This window comes from Winslowiella toletana (assembly GCF_017875465.1).
GTDB classification, from domain to species: Bacteria; Pseudomonadota; Gammaproteobacteria; order Enterobacterales; family Enterobacteriaceae; genus Erwinia; species Erwinia toletana.
Window position 1 is genome coordinate 3,605,080 of the sequence record NZ_JAGGMQ010000001.1, and the last position, 20,584, is coordinate 3,625,663.

Sequence of the window (20,584 nt, forward strand, 5' to 3'; positions counted from 1 at the left end):
ATTCCTGATACTTCCTTTTGCAGCGCAGGGCGAGGCGATGATGGAAAATGTAATGACAAGACAACCCGAGATGGCTGGCGTGCTGGCCGCCGGGTTTGCCAGTAACCGCGGTGTGCTGGCGGCAGCGGCCAGTGGGTTAGGGGATTTTATCTGTGATAAGGGCGGCGATGTCGATCGCATTTTCGGCGTCAGCGGCATCGATCCGGAACTGCTGGCCAGCCCGACGCTCAGTCTTGGGCTGATCAACTACTGTCGGGTGCTGGAAGAAGCGGCGCGATCCTCAGGTTTTGATAACTTCGGTTTGCACTACGGCAAGCAGTTTAAACCACAGTCATTAGGTCTGATTGGTTATGTTGGCCTCTGTTCGGCGAATCTTGAGCAGGCGCTACAGAATGTGGTCAGTGCTTTTCCCTTTCATCAGCACGACACCCTGACGCGGCTGGTTGACAGGGGCGATTGCTGGCGCTTTGACTATCAGGTCAGGCATGGCGCGATTCTCTGTCGCCGTCAGGATGCAGAGCTGACGCTGGGGATGATTATGAATCTGATCCGTCATGTCACCGGCAAAAGCTGGTCACCGCGTGAAGTGCATTTTGAACATCCGCGCCCGGAGCAGTGGCATGAGCACTGTAAGGTGTTTGATGCGCCGGTTTATTTTGATCAGCCGTTTAATTCGCTGGTGATCCCGAAACGCGATCTGGCGCGTGCGATGCCGGACAGCGATCCGATCCTGCTTACCGTAATGCAGGATGCGATCCGCCGTCTTAACTGTAGCGCGCCGCTGCAGAATATTGTCGATCAGGCGCGATCGCAGGTGCATCTGGCGTTGTTGCAGGGCGAGCCGGTACTGGATGACGTGGCGGAAAAAATGGGGCTGTCGAGCTGGTCACTGCAACGCCGCCTGCGTGATGAAGGGCTGAGTTTTACCGCACTGGTGGATAAAGTGCGCTGTGAAATGGCCACGCACTATCTGCAACAAAAACAGCTGCCGATTTCGGAAATGGCGCTGCTGCTGGGTTATTCGGAAGTCAGCGCCTTTTCGCGCGCCTTCCGCCGCTGGTTCGGCATCAGTCCGCGCCAGTGGCGTCAGGATGAGCTGGCCGGTTAACTTCCCGGCCGTAATCTGATTAAAAACTTTTTGGCGATATTATCGGGCGGCGGCGGCAGATTGTCGGCGCTGCTAACCACTCCCCACGCCTTTTTGCACAGCTGTTCATCACCGATAGCGCTTAACACGTTATAACGCCGCTGTGGCCCCCAGATAATGGTCAATGTACATTCGCGGCCTGCAAACTGTTCAGCATTATCAAAATTCTGCTGGATCCGGTACTGAATCTGCGAAAAATAGCGGCAATCTTGTTTTGACATACCTTCTGCTGGCTTAGCGCACTGTTTTTCCACCCAGGTCTGTACCTCACGGGTGTCGGGAGGGGGATTGCTATGATTTGCCGACTGACAACCCGCCAGCAGCAGCGCCATTCCGGCTATACCTCCCGCCATTATCCCTGTTTGCTGTATCGCTGATGCCATTATTCACCCGGATTGCTAAAGAATTTTTAATATCAGCCGATAGCTTACAACGTTAGCTTTCTGCTGACAGGTTATTCCAGCACCGCCAGACCATTTACAGATAATTCCCCTGCTGCCTTGCAGCGGTCGCCTTATTGGCTGGAAGAAACAATAAAGCCACCAGGTTAGTCACGGAAATAAATTATCAGGCAATTAAATTATTACCAATACAGATAGTCGTTTTATTGCTGCCTCTGGCTTTTATCGGCGGATATTCATTGACGGTTATTAATCGCGCGCTGCTGGTTTTTTTACTTAATTCATGGAACAGAAATGAAAACCTATTATCGCCTTGTTACGTTGACGTTAATTAGTTGCGCGGCTCTCAGCGGCTGTGCGACCGAATCTTCACGCGCTATCGAAGCGCCTCAGGTTACCGCTGCCAGTCAGCCGGCATATCAGGGGGTAAAAAGCCCGATTGCCGTGGGAAAATTTGATAACCGCTCCGCTTATATGAATGGCATCTTCTCTGATGGTGTCGATCATCTGGGCAACCAGTCCAAAACCATCCTGATTACCCATCTCCAGCAGACCGGGCGTTTTAACGTGCTGGACCGCGCTAATCTCGACGAACTGAAAGCGGAAGCAGGCTATAAGCGCAGCACGCAGTCAATCAAAGGCGCCGATTATGTGGTGACCGGCGATATCACTGAGTTTGGCCGCAAAGAAGTGGGTGACCAGCAGCTGTGGGGCATTCTGGGGCGCGGCAAAACTCAGGTCGCTTATGCAAAGGTCAATCTGAATATTGTTGATGTCGCCACTTCTGAAGTGGTTTATTCCGTGCAGGGCGCCGGTGAGTACGCACTCTCTAATCGTGAAGTGATTGGCTTTGGTGGTACCGCCAGCTATGACTCCACATTAAATGGCAAAGTGATGGATCTGGCGGTGCGTGAAGCGGTCAATCATCTGGTCAGCGGAATTGAATCCGGCGCCTGGCGTGCGGTTAAATAATAAACGGAGAAGAACATGCGCATACTGAAATACAGCCTGGCAGCGGCTACCGCTTTACTATTAACCGCCTGTGCCGAAAAAAACACAAATATCTATTACTGGGGCGACTACCAGCCGTCGTTATATAGCTATTACAAACATACTGCGGCACCGGAAAAAGAGATTGAGACCCTGAATGCGGTTATTCAGCAGGCGAATGCCAAAAATAAACCGGTCGCTCCCGGACTGCGCGCCCAGCTCGGGTTGTTATATGTGAATACCGGCCATCCGGATCTGGCTTTCAGCCAGTTTAACGCGGAGAAAGCCGCATTTCCTGAGTCCTCTCACTATATGGATTTCCTGATGCGTAACAAGCAGGAAGCAAAATAATGAAAAAACTAATCACTCTCGTCGCCGTGCTGGCGGCCATCACCCTGACCGGCTGTGCGAAAAAAACGCCGTATGATTACTCAGCTTTTCGCGCCAGTAAACCGGCCTCGATTCTGGTGCTGCCTGCGGAAAACCACTCTGCGGACATCAATGCGGCGCACAGTTTCGTCTCGCTGGTGACGCAGCCGCTGGCCGAGTCGGGCTACTATGTGTTCCCGGTGGCCGTGGTGGAAGAGACTTTTCAGCAGAATGGCCTGACCAACGCCACTGATATTCGCAGCGTCAGTGCGGAAAAATTGCGCAGTATTTTTAACGCCGACGCAGCGCTGTATATCGATATCACCGATTACGGTACCAAATATATTGTTATCGACAGCATAACGCAGGTAAGCGCGACGGCCAGGTTGGTCGATCTGCGCAGCGGCAAGCAGATCTGGAGTGGCCTTGCCACCGCGTCGAATAACGAGCAAAACAATGGTAATCAGGGGCTGGTAGGGATACTGGTCAGTGCGGCGGTCAAACAGATTGCGAATAATGTTGGCGATGGCGCGCATGATGTTGCAGTGGTCACCAGCAACCGCTTGCTGACTGCCAATACTAATGGCGGCATGCTTGCGGGGCCGCGCGCAAAAGCCGCGAAAATCTGATAGTACGGGCGCCATTGCGGCGCCCACAGGGTTTCAGACGGTCGGTGATTCCAGTTTGCTGTAGCCTAAGCCATTCACTTTGCGCACTTTAATCTGCACCGGAATGCGCTCTTTCATCGCTTCGACATGGCTGATCACGCCAATCGTTTTGCCGCTGGCATTCAGCGCATCAAGGGCGTCGAGCGCAGTATCCAGGGTTTCGGCATCAAGGGTGCCGAAGCCTTCATCAAGAAACAGCGATTCGATACGAGTTTTATCACTGACCAGATCGGAGAGCGCCAGCGCCAGCGCCAGACTGACGAGGAAACTTTCGCCGCCGGAGAGCGTGCGGGTATCGCGCTGGGCATCGGCCTGCCAGGTGTCAATCACCTGTAATTCCAGCTCTTCCTGCGATTTACGCTCTAACAGATAACGACCATGCAGACGGGCAAGCTGATTATTCGCCAGCCATACCAGATGGTCGAGCGTCAGCCCCTGGGCAAATTTACGGAATTTATCGCCCTTCGCAGAACCAATCATCTCATTCAGCCATGCCCAGTCCTCCAGCTGCTGTTCACCATCGGCAATTTGCTGCATCAGCCCTTGCTGCTGCTCACGTCGCTGCTGATCGCTGGTTAACTGCTGGCGCGCCTGACCCTGCTGCTGCGCATTGTCGCGGATTTGCAGGCGCAGAGACTCAATTTCCTGCGCAAGTTGTGGTGGTGAAAGGTTAAGGCTCTGCGCAGTTTCACTCTCTTTCTGGCGTAATTGCAATGCTGAAAGCTGGTTATTTAGTGAGTTATGCTGTCCGGTCAGGGTATTTATCTGGTTCTGTGCCGTCAGCCAGCGCTGTTGTACTGCGGTGCAGAGCGTATCGGCCTGCTCCGCCTGCTGTTGCAGCTGCTGGCGTACTGCGGCGATCTGCCGATCGCCAAATAATTGCTGGCGCTGCTGCTGCTGTTCGGTTAGCTGCTGACGGGCACTATTCAGTTCGCTTTCACTGCGGCGTAATTGTTGCTCACGTTCCGCCAGTTCGCTGGCTGCGCTCTCCTGACGACTTTGTAATGCCGCCAGCTGAGGGCCAAGCTCAGTAAGCGCTTGCTCACTCTGCTGCCACTGCCGCCACTGCGCCTGGCGTTCGGCTAACCAGTTCTCAGTCTGTTGCTGAGCAGGCAGGGTGAAGTGATAAGCCGCCAGCTGCTGGCTAAGTTGCTGACGTAATTGCTGTGTCTGTTCAGCATCAGATTGCTGCTGCTTTTGCCGCTCCGCCAGCTGCTGCTGCGCGTAAGCGAGTTGCTGGCGCGCCAGCAGCAGTGACTGCTGCAGTTTTTGCCCTGTCTGCTGTTTTTGATGCAGGTTTTCTCTGGCCTGCTGGCAGTGACGCACACTCTGCTCCAGCTGCTGTAATGCCTGCTGCTGCGTGCTTTCCTGTTGCTCCTGTTGCGCCAGCCAGTGGCTGAGCGCGGCATCGTCGTGCGGTTCAACAGTCAGCGCCAGCGGCTGACAAAGCGCCTGCCAGCGTTGCAGCAGCTGTCCGCTATCATCCGCTATTTGCTGCAGCTCCTGCTGCAGCTTTTCCCGCTGCTGTTTAGCCTGCCGCACCTGCTCGCCTTTAGCGCTGCCTTGCTCAGACAGCTGTTGCAGCTCGTTTTCCAGCTGTTGCAGTCGCTGCTGGTTGGCTGAAAGCTCAATTGCCTGATACCCGGCAATCGCCGGATGCTGGCGGGAGCCGCACAGCGGGCAGGGCTGATCGGGTTGCAGCGTGGCGCGATGCTGCGCCAGATCGGTGATCTGCTTCTCCAGGTCGCAGCGGGCTTTCAAATCGAGATGATGCTGTTTTTTCTCTTTATAACCGTTGCGCAGCGCAATCAGTTGCTGCTCATCCTGCTCCAGCTGCTGCGTCAGCGTCTGGATCGCCAGCTGCGTTTTTTTCTGCTGCTGATGCTGTTGTAACAGTTGCAAAGAAATCTGCGCCAGCTGCTGGCGCTGTGGCCGCTGTTGTTGCAGTTGCGCCAACGAAGCGCGCAGCGCCGCCTCGGGCTGCTGCTGTTGCAGGCTGTCCAGCGCCTGCTGGGCCAGAGTGAGCTGCTGTTGTGCTTGATCGGTTTGTTGCTGCAATGGCGCCAGCTGCTGCTCCTGCTGCGCAATCGACTGATTTTGTGTGTTAATGCTCTCCAGCTGTTGCTGCTCATGCTCTCGGTGCGAAGTTAGTACTTGCTCGCTTTTTTGTAACGCAGCCAGACGATCGCCCCACTGCAATAGCAATGGTCCCCAGTCGGCGACCTGAGCATGCTGCTGACGCCACTGCTGATGCTGCTGGCGCTGCTGCTCCAGCGTGCGCATTTCCAGCTGCTGCTGTTGCCGGTGTTGCTGTTTCTGCTGGCAGGCAACCTGCTGTTCATTAAGCGTTTTGCTGAAATCCTGACACTGCTTATCCAGCGCGGCGATGCGTAAATCCAGCGGCAGTACCTGATCGTTAATCAGCGTTTCCTGCTGCTGGCGCTGTTCATTCAGCTGCTTACGCGCATTTTCCGCCTGCTGCTGCTGTTCGCTCAGGCTGAGCAGCTGGGTGCTGGCCTGTTGTTGCTGCGTTTCAACCTCAGTCAGCTGCTGTTGCAGCGCGCTAATATCCTGTTGCAGCTTGTGCTGTTGCTGGTACGCATTGAGTGATTGTGTGAGTACTTGCTCCTGCGCAATCAGCTGCTCCAGCTGCTGTTGCAGCGTCTGGCGGCTCTCTTCATCCAGCAGCGCCATACCGGAGGCCTGCGCGCGTAAATTGTCCAGCGTGATGCGGGTGCTTTTATAGCGTTCAAAGACTTCAACCGACAGGCGACCATAAATATCGGTGCCGGTCAGCTCTTCCAGCAGCTCTGCGCGCTCGCTGGCTCTGGCATTGAGGAAGGCGGCGAACTGACCCTGCGACAGCATCATCGACTTGGTAAAACGATTAAAATCAAGGCCGGTCAGGGTTTCGGTGATGCGCAGTTTATCGCTGACTTTATCGGCGACAATGCTGTTATCGTCGCAGCGCGCCAGCTCGACGCGTGGCGCCTGCAGGTTGCCGTCAACTGCGCCGCGTGCGCGGTTCTGACTCCAGAATGCGCGCCAGGCGACGCCTTTCACTTCAAACTCCACTTCCGCCAGGCATTCTGCGGTATCGCGGGTGATCAGATCGTTCTGCGACTGAGTGATGACGCCGAGACGCGAAGTCTGATGATAGAGCGCCAGGCAGATGGCATCCAGCAGGGTGGTTTTTCCCGCGCCAGTGGGGCCGGTAATCGCAAACAGGCCGTTACTGGCGAAGGGTTCGGCGGTGAAGTCGATTTTCCACTCGCCTTTCAGCGAATTGAGATTTTTAAAGCGCAGGGTCAGAATTTTCACGGCTGCACCTCACTGCGTACCGCATCAAGGGTAATGGCGAACAGTTGCTCTACACGTTGCAGGCGCGCCGCATCGCTGCTCTGTTCCTGCGCCAGCCGTCGGCTGAATACCTCTTCGACACTCAGTTCGCTCAGGGTTTCGTTGTTCTGGCGGGCGATAACCTTGTCCCGCTGTTCTCTGCTGCGCCGCAATAACACCACTTCCACCGGCAGATCGGCGGTCAGCTCCTGAATGCGTCGCTGAATATCGCTGAGGTAATCCGCAGTGACAATTTCAATATCCAGCCAGACGTTGCTGCTGGCATCGGTAAACTGTTTCAGCTGCTGCTCGATTTCCGCCAGTGAGCCTTTAATCATGCACATCGGCTGAAACTGCGGGATCTCCAGCGCCTCTACCCGCTGCCGTTGCTGGCCGTCAAATTCCACCAGAAACACGCTCTTCGCTTTACCGGTTTCATCAAAGCTGAGCGGAATCGGCGAGCCGCTGTAGCGGATATGATCGCTGTCGGCGATGCGCTGGGCGCGGTGAATGTGCCCGAGGGCAATATAATCTGCGGGCGGAAAAGCCTGCGCCGGAAAAGCTTCCAGCGTACCAATATAGATATCGCGCACCGCGTCACTTTTGGTCACGCCCATGGTGGTCAGATGGCCGGTCGCGATAATCGGCAGTGGCAGCGCCAGCGCCTCGCGCTGCTGCAATGCGTGCTGATAGCAGCGCTGGTAATGTTCACTGATCGCTTCCAGCAGGCTTTGCTGCTTCTCGCGACCTGATTGCCCAGCCTGGCTGCGCAGAATATCGCGCGGACGCAAAAAGGGAATGGCGCAGAGTAACGCGCCAGGATGGCCCTGACGATCGTTCAGCAGCAGCACCTGATCGGCAATACACTCGCTGGCGGCGGCAATCACCCGCGTGTTCAGGCAGGCCAGCAGATCGCGCGACTCATTGAGGGTGGCGACCGAATCATGGTTGCCGCCCAGCAGCACCAGCTGGCAGCCGGTCTGCTGTAATTGCACAATAAAATGGTTATAGAGTTCACGCGCATAGCTCGGCGGCGAGCCGGTATCAAAAATATCGCCGGCGACAATTACGGCATCAATCTGCTGCTCTTCTACCGTCTGAATAAGCCAGTCGAGAAACGCCCGGTGTTCCGGCTCACGGCTTTTGGTGTAGAAGAACTGGCCGAGGTGCCAGTCGGCAGTGTGGATAATGCGCATAAATCTCCCAAACTCGGTGCATTACGTTGATGCGAAAGGCCGATTATAAACAGAGTGAAAAAAATCGGCTGCGATAATGCTGGATCCGCGGTCAAAAAATTGTGACAAAGGCCATTCTGACCCGTGCATTTTTCATAAATCTGTCATAAAACTGACGCATAATGACGCCGCGAATCCCAGTGACAAATCGGTCACATCAGCAGGAGCAATAATGGCTAAGCGCATTCTGGTAGTCGAAGATGAAGCCCCAATCCGTGAGATGTTGTGTTTCGTCCTTGAGCAAAATGACTATCAACCGATAGAGGCGGAAGATTATGACAGTGCGGTAAATTTACTTATCGAACCCTGGCCAGATCTGATCCTTCTTGACTGGATGTTACCTGGTGGCAGCGGTATTCAATTTATTAAACATCTGAAGCGCGAAGCGATGACGCGCGATATTCCGGTAATGATGCTGACAGCGCGTGGCGAAGAAGAAGATCGGGTGCGTGGGCTGGAAGTAGGTGCTGATGACTATATTACCAAGCCGTTTTCGCCAAAAGAATTAGTGGCGCGAATTAAAGCGGTAATGCGCCGTATTTCGCCGATGGCGGTGGAAGAGGTGATTGAGATGCAGGGGCTGAGCCTTGATCCCTCCTCGCATCGGGTGATGGCCGAAACCACGCCGCTGGATATGGGACCGACCGAATATAAATTACTGCATTTCTTTATGACCCATCCCGAACGTGTTTACAGCCGCGAGCAGCTGCTGAACCATGTCTGGGGCACCAATGTGTATGTGGAAGATCGCACTGTCGATGTGCATATTCGCCGCTTACGTAAGGCACTGGAAGTCACCGGCCACGATCGAATGGTTCAAACGGTGCGCGGAACGGGTTATCGTTTCTCCGCTCGTTTTTGATCGGAGTCTGAACCGTGCTGGAACGCCTCTCCTGGAAGAGATTACTGCTGGAGCTGTTGCTGGCCTGTCTGCCAGCACTGATACTGGGTCTGCTGTTCGGCTATTTGCCGTGGTGGCTGTTAGTATCCGTGCTGGGCGTGCTGGGCTGGCATTTCTATAATCTGCTGCGTTTATCGCACTGGCTGTGGGTGGATCGCACCATGACGCCGCCCGCCGGGCGAGCCAGCTGGGAGCCCCTGTTTTACGGTCTGTATCAAATGCAGCTGCGTAATCGTCGACGACGACGCGAGCTGGGTAATCTGATTAAGCGTTTTCGTAGTGGGGCCGAGTCCTTGCCGGATGCGGTGGTGCTGACCACCGAAGAGGGCAATATCTTCTGGTGTAACGGCTTAGCCCAGCAACATTTAGGCCTGCGCTGGCCGGAGGATAATGGCCAGAATATCCTTAACCTGCTGCGCTATCCTGAGTTTTCCCGCTATCTGCGCCAGCGCGATTTTGCCCGCCCGCTTACCCTGGTACTGAATAATCATCGTCATTTAGAGTTTCGTGTAATGCCTTACAGCGAAGGGCAGTGGCTGCTGGTGGCGCGGGATGTCACCCAGAAACACCAGCTGGAAGGGGCGCGGCGTAACTTCTTTGCCAACGTCAGCCATGAACTGCGTACGCCACTGACGGTGTTACAGGGTTATCTGGAGATGATGAACGATTCGGTGCTGGAAGGCCCTTCGCGCAGCAAGGCGCTGCAAACCATGCAGGAGCAGACGCGCCGTATGGACAGCCTGGTGAAGCAGCTGCTGACGCTGTCGCGTATTGAAGCGGCGCCAGCTATCGACTTGCAGGAGAAAGTGGATGTGCCAATGATGCTGCGCCTGCTGCAACGCGAAGCAGAAACCCTCAGCAACGGTCGTCAGGAGATCCATTTCCATACCGACCCGCATCTGCAGGTATATGGCAATGACGATCAGCTGCGCAGCGCGATTTCTAACCTGGTGTATAACGCGATTAACCATACGCCGTCCGGCACTCGCATTGATATCAGCTGGTTGCGCGATAAAACCGGCGCGCATTTTGCGGTAAAGGACAACGGGCCGGGCATTGCAGCGGAACATATTCCGCGGCTTACCGAGCGTTTTTATCGCGTGGATAAAGCGCGCTCGCGCAATACCGGCGGTAGTGGTCTGGGGCTGGCGATCGTCAAGCATGCGTTAAGCCACCATAATTCGCGGCTGGATATTACCAGCGTGCCGGATATTCAGACCTGCTTTAGCTTTACGCTGGCGCCAAGGTTGATTGTTCAGGTGGAATTACCGGAGAATGCTACGCGTTGACCACTAACAGGCGCAAAGCATGAAACAACTGATTCTGACAGCGCTGCTGCTGCTGTCAGCCGCGGCCTCGGCCAGAGAGGGGATGCTGGCGGGCAATCTGACCAGCGTTGGTTCCGATACCCTCGGTAACCTGATGGCGCTGTGGGGCGAAAACTTCAATCGTCAGTATCCCGGCGTTAATGTGCAGATCCAGGCGGCCGGATCCTCGACTGCGCCTACCGCGCTGGCGGCTGGCGCTGCGCAACTGGGGGCGATGAGCCGTCCGATGCAGGCCGGGGAACGTCAGTTGTTTGCCGATAAATATGGCTATGCGCCGCTGGCGGTGCCGGTAGCGATGGATGCGCTGGTGGTGGTGGTTAATCAGGATAATCCGCTGAACGCTATCGACACGCAGCAGATTGATGCGCTGTTTTCGGTAACGCGTCGCTGTGGCGCCACATCAACGCCGGAACACTGGGGCGATCTGCAATTAAACTCGCCTGAGTGGCAGCAGCGTGCATTGCAGCGTTTTGGCCGTAATTCCGCCTCGGGCACCTGGGGTTTCTTTAAACAACAGGCGTTGTGCGGCGGCGATTTCCGCCGTGATGTCAGTGAATATCCCGGCTCGGCGGCGGTGGTGCAGGCGGTGGCCACCACGCTGAATGGTATTGGTTACGCCAGTATCGGTTTTCATATTAGCGGGGTAAAAACCCTGGCAGTGGCGCGCGCTGGCGCGGCGGCGGTGATCCCCAGTATCGAAAATATCCGTAACGGCAGCTATCCCTGGAGCCGACCACTATATATCTATGTGAATAAACCCCCCGGTAAACCGCTGGAACCCCTGACGCGCGCTTTTCTGTTGCAGGCGATTTCGCCGCAGGGGCAGGCGCTGGTAAAACGAGCAGGCTATTTACCGCTTTCCGATCAGCAGCTGCGTCAGGCGCAGGCGTTAATTGAATAATCCCTCTCTTACGAGGTTTCTGAATAGCGACCCATTATCCATAATGAATTTTATTCATCACCCGTGAAATTTCCTCTATTGCACCTGAAGAATGCTCATGTCACTCTTGGTTCAGACATATAGACATCCAGAAGTCTAAGAATAACGAAGAGCAACTATTTCACAGGTAAATTATGTGCCGCGCACATAAGCCAGGAGTTAATCAACATGCAAAGATCCACCGCGCCATTCCGTGCCGATACCGTTGGCAGTTTCCTGCGTCCACTAGCGATTAAACAGGCCCGCGAGCAGTTTGCCGCCGGTGAGATTGACGCCACTGCGCTACGCCGTATCGAAGACGAAGCGATTCGCGATGTGGTCACCCATCAGCGCGCCTGTGGTTTACAGGTGGTTACCGACGGCGAGTTCCGCCGTGCGTGGTGGCACTTTGACTTTTTCGACGGCCTGCAAGGCGTTGAGCGTTATGAGTCAGAGCAGGGCATTCAGTTTAACGGCGTACAGACCAAAGCACACAGCATCCGTGTCGTCAGTAAACTGGGCTTTGGCGATCACCCGATGTTAGCTGATTTCCGCTATTTACAGGGCGTCAGCGGCGATGCCGTAGCGAAAATGACTATTCCGAGTCCGAGCGTGCTGCACTTCCGTGGCGGTCGTAAAGCAATTGATGCCACGGTTTATCCTGAACTGGATGCCTATTTTGACGATCTGGCGCAGACTTATCGTGACGCAATCAAAGCCTTTTACGACGCCGGTTGCCGTTATCTGCAACTGGATGATACCGTCTGGGCTTACCTCTGTTCTGACGATCAGAAACGCCAGATTCGTGAACGTGGTGAAGATCCTGAGCAGCTGGCGCGTACTTACGCCCGCGTGCTGAACCAGGCTATCGAAGGCAAACCGGACGATCTGACCATTGGTCTGCATGTCTGCCGTGGCAATTTCCGTTCTACCTGGATCTCGGAAGGCGGTTACGAGCCGGTGGCGGAAATTCTGTTTGGTTCGGTCAATGTCGATGCTTTCTTCCTTGAGTATGATAATGAGCGCTCGGGTGGCTTTGAGCCGCTGCGCTTCATTAAACCGGGTAATCAGCAGGTGGTGCTGGGACTGATCACCACCAAAAATGGTGAGCTGGAAAATCCGGAAACCGTGAAACTGCGCATTGCTGAAGCGGCGAAGTTTGTCGATCGCAGCCAGATTTGCCTTAGCCCGCAGTGTGGTTTTGCCTCTACCGAAGAGGGCAACAGCCTGACGGAAGAGCAGCAGTGGGCGAAACTGCGCCTGGTGGTCGATATCGCCAAAAACGTCTGGTAACTGGCGTAAACTTGTGCAGACAGGCGCGGAATTCCGCGCATTTTGTGCATTAAAATCCGTTAAATGACCAATTTAACCCCGACCTGTGCATAAAAAATACAAATCATGTAATGCAGTTCAGTTATATACTGAACTGATACACTGCTTTTCCGAATTTATCCGCTATATCACTCTGCTTTTCCGATTCCGTATTGCCTTTACCCGCTATAAACGTTTTACTTAGCGCCGTTGTCGATTCATCCCCTGTGAACAGAAGAAAATCAGCTCAAATCACCTGCACGTCAGGCCGTCAGCAAGCATATTGCTCTGTAGTTGTCTGAATTATTGTTAATTTTCCACGTGCTGTCGGATTCGCAACGTTTAAACACCACTTTCACGCAACATCAGTTACAGGCAATACCGCTTTATGACACATCGTTTAGCTCCAAAAGATATCCTCGCACTGGGCTTTATGACCTTCGCCCTGTTTGTCGGTGCCGGTAATATTATTTTCCCGCCAATGGTCGGCATTCAGTCCGGTGAACATGTCTGGGTTGCGGCTCTCGGCTTCCTGATTACTGCGGTAGGTTTACCGGTAATTACGGTGATTGCGCTGGCGCGCGTTGGCGGTGGTATTGATGCACTGAGCACGCCAATCGGTAAAGCGGCGGGCCTGCTGTTAGCCACAGTCTGCTATCTGGCGGTCGGACCGCTGTTCGCTATCCCGCGCACCGCAACGGTTTCCTTTGAAGTCGGTATTGCGCCAATGACCGGCGACGGCCCGCTGCCGCTGTTTATCTACAGCGTGGTCTACTTTGTGCTGGTGATGGGCATCTCCCTCTATCCGGGCAAACTGCTTGATACCGTCGGCCATATTCTGGCGCCGCTGAAAATTGTTGCGCTGACGGTGCTTGGCCTCGCGGCGCTGATGTGGCCTGCGGGCGGTATTGCGCCAGCCAGCGCGGACTATGCGCGCGCCGCCTTCTCCACCGGTTTTGTTAACGGCTATCTGACCATGGATACGCTGGGCGCGCTGGTGTTTGGCATTGTTATCGTCAATGCGGCACGTTCACGCGGTGTCAGCGACAGCCGCCTGCTGACGCGTTACACTATTCTGGCGGGTCTGATTGCCGGTATCGGCCTGACGCTGGTCTATCTCAGCCTGTTTAAACTGGGTTCCGGCAGCGCCGGGCTGGTGGATCAGAATGCCAATGGCGCGGCGATTTTACACGCCTATGTACAGCAGACCTTTGGCAATATGGGCAGCTTCTTCCTGGCTGCGCTGATCTTTGTCGCCTGTATGGTCACGGCGGTGGGCCTGACCTGCGCCTGCGCCGAGTTCTTTGCCCAGTATCTGCCGCTCTCTTATCGCACGCTGGTGTTTATTCTTGGCCTGTTCTCGATGCTGGTCTCCAATCTGGGTCTGAGCCATCTGATTCAGATTTCCATTCCGGTACTGACCGCCATCTATCCGCCCTGTATTGTGCTGGTGGTATTAAGCTTTACCCTGAGCTGGTGGCATAAAAACAGCCGCATCATTGCACCGACCATGCTGGTCAGCCTGCTGTTCGGCATTATTGATGCGTTTAAGACCACCAACTTTAAAGATATTTTGCCACTCTGGAGTCAGCATCTGCCGCTGGCCGATCAGGGGCTGGCCTGGTTGCCGCCGTCACTGGCGATGCTGATTCTGGTCGCGGTGTATGACCGTGTGCAGGGACGTCAGCAGGTAACCGCGCACCAGCAGTAACACTGCAGTTTTTTTTGTAACCACGGGCTTGCCCGTGGTTTTTTCATTTCCACAGGTGATACGTTGCTATGCAAGAAACAAACACGCTCAAACGCGGACTGAGCACTCGCCATATCCGTTTTATGGCTTTGGGATCGGCAATTGGCACCGGGCTGTTTTACGGTTCCGCCGATGCGATAAAAATGGCCGGGCCTAGTGTGCTGCTGGCCTACATTATTGGCGGCGCGGTGGCCTATATTATTATGCGCGCGCTGGGTGAAATGTCGGTTAACAATCCGCAAGCCAGTTCGTTTTCGCGCTACGCCCAGGATTATCTTGGCCCGCTGGCGGGCTATATCACGGGCTGGACCTACTGTTTTGAAATCCTGATTGTCGCCATTGCGGATGTCACCGCCTTCGGAATCTATATGGGGGTGTGGTTCCCCGATGTACCGCACTGGATCTGGGTGCTGAGCGTGGTGCTGATTATCGGCGGCATCAATTTGCTCAGCGTCAGGGTGTTTGGTGAGGTGGAGTTCTGGTTCTCATTCTTTAAAGTCGCCACCATCATTATTATGATCCTTGCCGGTTTCGGCATCATTATCTGGGGCATTGGCAACGGTGGTCAGCCGACTGGCATCCATAATCTGTGGAGTAATGGCGGTTTCTTTGCCCACGGTATTGTTGGCATGCTGCTGTCGTTGCAGATGGTGATGTTCGCCTATGGCGGTATTGAGATTATCGGTATCACCGCCGGTGAAGCGGAAGATCCGGAGAAGTCGATTCCGCGTGCGATTAACTCGGTGCCACTGCGTATTCTGGTGTTTTACGTCGGCACGCTGTTTGTGATTATGTCGATCTATCCGTGGAACCAGGTCGGCACTTCCGGCAGCCCGTTTGTGCTGACGTTCCAGCATCTGGGCATCGCCGCTGCGGCATCGATTCTTAACTTTGTGGTGATTACGGCATCACTGTCGGCGATTAACAGCGATGTATTTGGTGTTGGCCGTATGCTGCATGGCATGGCGGAACAGGGCCATGCGCCGAAGATGTTTATGAAAGTATCGCGTCGCGGTATTCCGTGGGTGACGGTCGTCGTGATGATGCTGGCGATGCTGGTCGCTGTGTATCTTAACTACCTGATGCCGGAGAAAGTGTTTCTGGTGATCGCCTCGCTGGCGACTTTTGCGACGGTATGGGTGTGGATTATGATCCTCTGCTCGCAGATCGCTTTCCGCCGTAAACTGAGCCGTGAAGAGGCAAAAGCGCTGAAGTTTGCGGTGCCGGGTGGCTCTGCTACCGCCATGGTCGGCGTGGCGTTCCTGGTGTTTATTATTGGCCTGATCGGTTACTTCCCGGATACCCGCGTGTCGCTGTATGTCGGTATGGTGTGGATTGTGCTGCTGCTGGCGGGCTATGTGATCAAACAGCGCGTTAGCCGTAAGTAAACATTTACTGGCCGGGTGAATGCCCGGCCAGTCGCTCTCAGCTCAACGGCTGAATGATCATTGCATCTAATTGCGGATACAGAATTTTGTTGCTCATTAACACCGGGTTGCCGTTCAGCAGGCCGTGGTTAGCGAGAAAATCATTGGTGACGCCACCCGCTTCACGCACCAGCACGATGCCGGGCAGGCAGTCCCAGATATTCATGTGAGGCTCGTAGTAGCCGATCAGACGTCCGGCGGCGACCCATGCAGTCATCAATGCGCCGGAACCGTTACGAATAAACATCCCGCCCTCATCGAGCAACTTGCTGATAAACGGCACAAAGGTGCCTGCCGCCACGCGCTGTGAGGTTCCCACACCCATCACGCCAGCTTGCACATCTTCTCCGCTATGCACCTGTAATGGCGCGTCATTAACCCACGCCCCCTGGCCGGTGCAGGCATGAAACATTTCCCGATGGTTCGGGTCATACACCACGCCAATTACGGGTTCACCATCGATAATCACGCCAATCGCCACGCACCAGTTATGCAGTCCGTTGAGAAAACAGCTGGTGCCATCAATTGGATCGACCACCCAGATGCAACGGGCGTTTTTCTCGCTGCCGCCGCTCTCTTCACCAAGGAAGTCATCGGCGGGGAAACGCTGTTCAATCAGGTCGCGCACCAGCGCTTCGACATCGCGATCGGCAATGCTGACGACATTCTGCATATCCTGATCTTTATGCTCGACTTCCAGCTGGTTACGCTGCTGGTAAAAGCCATAAGCGCGATTAGCGGCGGCCTGCGCCACTTCACGGGCAAAATGGTAACGGGCATCAATTGCAGCGGGAGTGTAGGGTTCCATAGTGACCTTCATATCTGGCATCAGTTGGCTGGCTAAGTAACTTAGCAGGAAATTGTGACATCTCTGAGGCGAAACAGGGGCAGCGGGAGGGATCAGAACAAAAAAACAGACAAAAAAAAGCCCGCCGTAGCGAGCTTTTTCTGCAACCGACCTGAATTACAGGTTAATGGCGTTTTCAGACAGGTATTTAGCGACGCCTTCTGGTGATGCGCCCATACCTTCTTTGCCTTTTTCCCACTGTGCCGGGCAAACTTCACCGTGCTCTTCGTGGAACTGCAGTGCGTCAACCATACGCACCATTTCGTCGATGTTACGACCCAGTGGCAGATCGTTCACCACCTGGTGACGTACAACGCCGTTTTTGTCGATCAGGAATGAACCGCGCAACGCAACGCCTGCGTCCGGATGTTCGATGCCGTAAGCTTTCTGAATTTCGCGCTTAACGTCAGCAACCATCGCGTATTTAACTTCGCCGATGCCGCCTTTATCAACTGGCGTTTTGCGCCATGCGTTATGCACAAACTCAGAGTCGAAGGAAACACCAACAACTTCAACGCCACGCTTCTGGAACTCTTCGTAACGCTTGTCAAAAGCAATCAGCTCAGACGGGCATACAAAGGTGAAGTCCATTGGCCAAAAGAACACAACGGTGGCTTTACCAGCGGTGTGTTTTTTAAAGTTAAAGTTTTCTACGATTTCACCGCTGCCCAGCACAGCTGCTGCAGTAAAATCAGGGGCTTGACGAGTTACCAGGACCATGTTCACTCCTGTAAAAGTGTGAAGTTAATGTGATTTGACGCCAGCAAGTATAGAGGCTTGATGCCATCGTGAACCAGTGCATAGCGCCGATTACTCAGATAGGCTGCGCCTATCGAAAACAGAAAATAATTAAGGCGTGCTCATACAATAGCCCTTTTGGCCAAAAGGGCAAGCATCAAATTATATCAGACTGGTTTACAGTTGCTGCGCAGCGGCCTGCTGCATCATACGCGGGTAAAACTGCCAGAACAGTGTGGCAAACTGATGATAGTTAGCGATGAAATCTTCATAAGAGTCGCTGAGCGCCGCCAGTCGCGGGCGACGCGCCGCCATGCCGTGCAATACATTTTCTAAGTAGTGCGCTTCGGCGTACTTCTCCATCCAGCGCTCGCTCCATAAGTAACGGTTAAGGTTCTGGAACCGCTCCGGTGTTGAGGGTAATTCGGGCTGGATCACAGAATGCGCCTCGGCCAAAAAAGCTGGCAAGGAAATTTCCGGCTGCACCTGTTGCCAGTGTCTGGCAAGGAAATGATCCCAGATAACATCGAGGGTAATCGGCGCTACGCGGTAGGTTTCAGGGCGGAAAAATTGCCGGGCGGCGCGCACTTCAGGCAGCGAGTCGGTCATCACGTCGATACGGCGATGCAGTGCGATGCCATTGGCCACCGCCAGCGGCCACTCATTGTGTGGATTGCCGCGAACAAAATCCGCCATCAGGTTGCCCAGTAGCGAACTGTCGGCCAGTGAGGCGAGGTGAAGGTGTGCAAGAAAGTTCATGCCGGGCAGTATAACCATTAACACGGGCGGCGAAAACGCCGCCCCTACAAAAGATCGGTCACGGGCGGTGAAAACGCCGCCTGTAAGCAGTTGTTTAGAATTCAGGGCTTTTCGGCTAAACTATGCCGCCTGTTTCACACCTGAAGATGTTTACCATGCGCGTTGCCGATTTTTCTTTTGAGTTACCTGAATCTTTGATTGCCCATTACCCGCAGCCACAGCGTAGCGGCTGTCGTCTGCTCTCCCTTGACGGGCCGAGCGGCGAACTGAGCCATGGCGTGTTCACCGATTTACTGAGCAAACTCAATACGGGCGACCTGCTGGTATTTAATAATACCCGGGTGATCCCGGCGCGTGTTTTCGGCCGTAAGGCCAGCGGCGGCAAAATCGAAGTGCTGGTTGAACGTATGCTCGATGACAAGCGTGTGCTGGCCCATGTACGCGCCTCCAAAGCGCCGAAGCCCGGCGCCGAGCTGCTGCTGGGTGAAGATGAAAGCGTAAAAGCCACCATGGTGGCGCGCCACGATGCGCTGTTTGAGATTGCGTTTGACGATGAGCGTGCGGTGCTGGATATCCTGAACGCCGTGGGCCATATGCCGCTGCCGCCGTATATCGATCGCCCTGATGAAGACGCCGACCGCGAGCTGTATCAGACGGTCTACAGCCAGCGTCCGGGAGCGGTAGCCGCGCCAACCGCCGGTCTGCACTTTGACGAACCGCTGCTGGAGGCGCTGCGTCAGAAGGGCGTGGAGATGGCGTTTGTCACCCTGCACGTCGGTGCTGGCACCTTCCAGCCGGTGCGTGTCGACAGCATCGAAGACCATATTATGCATGCCGAGTACGCCGAAGTGCCGCAAGAGGTGGTTGATGCGGTACTGGCCTGTAAAGCGCGCGGTAATCGCGTGGTGGCGGTCGGCACGACCTCGGTGCGTTCGCTGGAGAGCGCGGCGCAGGCCTGTCAGGATGCGCTGATTGCGCCGTTCTTCGATGACACCAAAATCTTTATCTACCCAGGTTATCACTATCAGGTGATTGACGCGCTGGTGACCAATTTCCACCTACCAGAATCGACGCTGATTATGCTGGTTTCCGCGTTTGCCGGTTACCGCCATACCATGCATGCCTATCAGCAGGCGGTGGCGGAGCAGTACCGTTTCTTTAGTTATGGCGATGCTATGTTTATCAGCCGTAACCCGCAGGCCGAACAGGAAGTGGTCGGCAACTAATTGTACGTCGCCGGGATACGCCTGGCGGCAGGGTTAATCGCGCACAGCGCGATGTTTAGCGCCAGCAGACTGTTTCTCTGCTGGTTCGGAGAGCAATGTGAAGTTTGAACTTGATACTACCGACGGACGCGCACGCCGTGGCCGTCTGGTGTTTGATCGTGGCGTGGTCGAGACGCCTGCTTTTATGCCCGTCGGTACTTACGGCACGGTTAAAGGCATGACGCCGGAAGAAGTGCAGGAGACCGGTGCGCAGATTATTCTTGGCAACACCTTCCACCTCTGGCTGCGTCCGGGTCAGGAGATTATGAAGCTGCACGGCGATCTGCATGATTTTATGCAGTGGAAAGGGCCGATACTTACCGATTCCGGCGGCTTCCAGGTGTTCAGCCTTGGCGCGATGAGTAAGATCACCGAAGCCGGTGTGCATTTCCGCAACCCAATCAATGGCGATGCGATCTTCCTCGATCCGGAAAAATCAATGGAGATTCAGTACGATCTCGGCTCCGATATCGTGATGATCTTTGACGAATGTACGCCATACCCGGCCGACTGGGATTATGCGAAGCGTTCGATGGAGATGTCACTACGCTGGGCGCGCCGTAGTCGCGATCGCTTTGATTCGCTGGGAAATAAAAACGCACTGTTCGGCATTATTCAGGGCAGCGTTTACGAAGATTTACGTGATGTCTCGGTCAAAGGACTGGTAGAGATCGGCTTTGATGGGTACGCTGTGGGCGGCCTGGCGGTCGGTGAGCCGAAAGAGGATATGCACCGCATTCTGGAGCATGTTTGTCCGCAGATCCCGGCAGATAAGCCACGTTATCTGATGGGTGTCGGCAAGCCAGAAGATCTGGTGGAAGGTGTGCGTCGCGGCGTAGATATGTTTGACTGCGTGATGCCGACGCGTAACGCGCGTAACGGCCATCTGTTTGTGACCGACGGCATCGTAAAAATCCGCAATGCGAAGTATAAAGCGGACACCTCGTCACTGGATGCGCAATGTGATTGTTACACCTGTCGCAATTACAGCCGTGCTTACTTGCATCATCTTGACCGTTGTAACGAAATATTAGGCGCACGTCTGAATACCATTCATAACCTGCGCTATTACCAGCGTCTGATGGCTGGTTTACGCCAGGCTATCGAAGAGGGTAAATTAGAGCACTTTGTTACCGAGTTCTATGAACAGAAGGGCAAGGCAGTTCCGCCTTTAACCGTCTGATAATTAA

The 20,584-nt window shown here is 54.6% G+C and carries 18 protein-coding genes; 12 read left to right on the forward strand and 6 right to left on the reverse strand.

Annotation, left to right across the window (positions count from 1 at the left end):
* Positions 1-52: 52 nt before the first annotated feature.
* A complete protein-coding gene (gene qhpR / locus J2125_RS16765) occupies positions 53-1,108 on the forward strand; it encodes an AraC-like transcriptional regulator QhpR (RefSeq protein WP_420864404.1) in 1,056 nt (351 codons plus the stop codon).
* Here qhpR and J2125_RS16770 read toward each other — a convergent pair.
* Positions 1,105-1,500 (reverse strand): cell envelope integrity TolA C-terminal domain-containing protein, encoded by a 396-nt coding sequence (locus J2125_RS16770; protein WP_071590508.1) that lies wholly within the window; start codon positions 1,498-1,500, stop codon positions 1,105-1,107. The genes qhpR and J2125_RS16770 overlap by 4 nt on opposite strands.
* A 342-nt stretch (positions 1,501-1,842) precedes the next feature.
* Here J2125_RS16770 and J2125_RS16775 point away from each other — a divergent pair, with 342 nt between their 5' ends.
* The 3 genes from J2125_RS16775 to J2125_RS16785 are packed head-to-tail and all read left to right on the forward strand — an operon-like array spanning position 1,843 to position 3,536.
* Positions 1,843-2,520 (forward strand): CsgG/HfaB family protein, encoded by a 678-nt coding sequence (locus tag J2125_RS16775; protein ID WP_017800893.1) that lies wholly within the window; start codon positions 1,843-1,845, stop codon positions 2,518-2,520.
* Positions 2,521-2,535: 15 nt separating this feature from the next.
* Positions 2,536-2,889: a DUF4810 domain-containing protein gene (locus J2125_RS16780; RefSeq protein WP_017800894.1), complete on the forward strand. Its 354-nt coding sequence runs from the start codon at positions 2,536-2,538 to the stop codon at positions 2,887-2,889.
* Positions 2,889-3,536 (forward strand): DUF799 domain-containing protein, encoded by a 648-nt coding sequence (locus J2125_RS16785; RefSeq protein ID WP_017800895.1) that lies wholly within the window; start codon positions 2,889-2,891, stop codon positions 3,534-3,536. The genes J2125_RS16780 and J2125_RS16785 overlap by 1 nt, the downstream gene beginning before the upstream one ends.
* A 33-nt stretch (positions 3,537-3,569) precedes the next feature.
* Here J2125_RS16785 and J2125_RS16790 read toward each other — a convergent pair whose 3' ends face one another.
* Positions 3,570-6,896, reverse strand: a complete 3,327-nt coding sequence (locus J2125_RS16790; RefSeq protein ID WP_017800896.1) for an AAA family ATPase — start codon at positions 6,894-6,896, stop codon at positions 3,570-3,572.
* Positions 6,893-8,110: an exonuclease subunit SbcD gene (gene sbcD, locus J2125_RS16795; RefSeq protein WP_017800897.1), complete on the reverse strand. Its 1,218-nt coding sequence runs from the start codon at positions 8,108-8,110 to the stop codon at positions 6,893-6,895. The genes J2125_RS16790 and sbcD overlap by 4 nt, the downstream gene beginning before the upstream one ends.
* 211 nt (positions 8,111-8,321) lie before the next feature.
* Between sbcD and phoB the strand changes: the two genes are divergently transcribed.
* The 6 genes from phoB (at position 8,322) to proY (ending at position 15,746) form a co-directional block, all read left to right on the forward strand.
* Complete coding sequence (phoB, locus tag J2125_RS16800; RefSeq protein WP_017800898.1) at positions 8,322-9,011, forward strand: phosphate response regulator transcription factor PhoB; 690 nt, start codon at positions 8,322-8,324, stop codon at positions 9,009-9,011.
* A gap of 14 nt (positions 9,012-9,025) precedes the next feature.
* Positions 9,026-10,339 (forward strand): phosphate regulon sensor histidine kinase PhoR, encoded by a 1,314-nt coding sequence (gene phoR / locus J2125_RS16805; RefSeq protein ID WP_017800899.1) that lies wholly within the window; start codon positions 9,026-9,028, stop codon positions 10,337-10,339.
* Positions 10,340-10,358: 19 nt separating this feature from the next.
* On the forward strand, positions 10,359-11,279 hold the full coding sequence (locus tag J2125_RS16810; protein ID WP_017800900.1) for a PstS family phosphate ABC transporter substrate-binding protein: 921 nt from the start codon (positions 10,359-10,361) through the stop codon (positions 11,277-11,279).
* A gap of 207 nt (positions 11,280-11,486) precedes the next feature.
* The gene (locus J2125_RS16815) at positions 11,487-12,590 is read left to right on the forward strand and encodes a cobalamin-independent methionine synthase II family protein (RefSeq protein WP_017800901.1); all 1,104 of its coding nucleotides are present in this window, start codon (positions 11,487-11,489) and stop codon (positions 12,588-12,590) included.
* A gap of 406 nt (positions 12,591-12,996) precedes the next feature.
* Positions 12,997-14,319 carry a branched-chain amino acid transport system II carrier protein gene (gene brnQ / locus J2125_RS16820; RefSeq protein WP_017800902.1) on the forward strand — a complete coding sequence of 441 codons (1,323 nt, stop codon included), beginning with the start codon at positions 12,997-12,999 and terminating at the stop codon, positions 14,317-14,319.
* Between the two features lie 68 nt (positions 14,320-14,387).
* On the forward strand, positions 14,388-15,746 hold the full coding sequence (gene proY, locus J2125_RS16825) for a proline-specific permease ProY (protein ID WP_017800903.1): 1,359 nt from the start codon (positions 14,388-14,390) through the stop codon (positions 15,744-15,746).
* Between the two features lie 37 nt (positions 15,747-15,783).
* Here proY and J2125_RS16830 read toward each other — a convergent pair whose 3' ends face one another.
* The 3 genes from J2125_RS16830 to J2125_RS16840 form a co-directional block, all read right to left on the reverse strand.
* Positions 15,784-16,593: an inositol monophosphatase family protein gene (locus J2125_RS16830; protein WP_017800904.1), complete on the reverse strand. Its 810-nt coding sequence runs from the start codon at positions 16,591-16,593 to the stop codon at positions 15,784-15,786.
* 156 nt (positions 16,594-16,749) lie between these two features.
* Positions 16,750-17,352, reverse strand: coding sequence for a peroxiredoxin C (locus J2125_RS16835; RefSeq protein WP_017800905.1), 603 nt, complete (start codon positions 17,350-17,352; stop codon positions 16,750-16,752).
* Positions 17,353-17,547: 195 nt separating this feature from the next.
* Positions 17,548-18,129: an ACP phosphodiesterase gene (locus tag J2125_RS16840; protein ID WP_017800906.1), complete on the reverse strand. Its 582-nt coding sequence runs from the start codon at positions 18,127-18,129 to the stop codon at positions 17,548-17,550.
* A gap of 155 nt (positions 18,130-18,284) precedes the next feature.
* Between J2125_RS16840 and queA the strand changes: the two genes are divergently transcribed.
* A complete protein-coding gene (gene queA, locus J2125_RS16845; RefSeq protein ID WP_026111665.1) occupies positions 18,285-19,355 on the forward strand; it encodes a tRNA preQ1(34) S-adenosylmethionine ribosyltransferase-isomerase QueA in 1,071 nt (356 codons plus the stop codon).
* Positions 19,356-19,452: 97 nt separating this feature from the next.
* Positions 19,453-20,577 (forward strand): tRNA guanosine(34) transglycosylase Tgt, encoded by a 1,125-nt coding sequence (gene tgt, locus J2125_RS16850; protein ID WP_017800908.1) that lies wholly within the window; start codon positions 19,453-19,455, stop codon positions 20,575-20,577.
* Positions 20,578-20,584 lie beyond the last annotated feature (7 nt).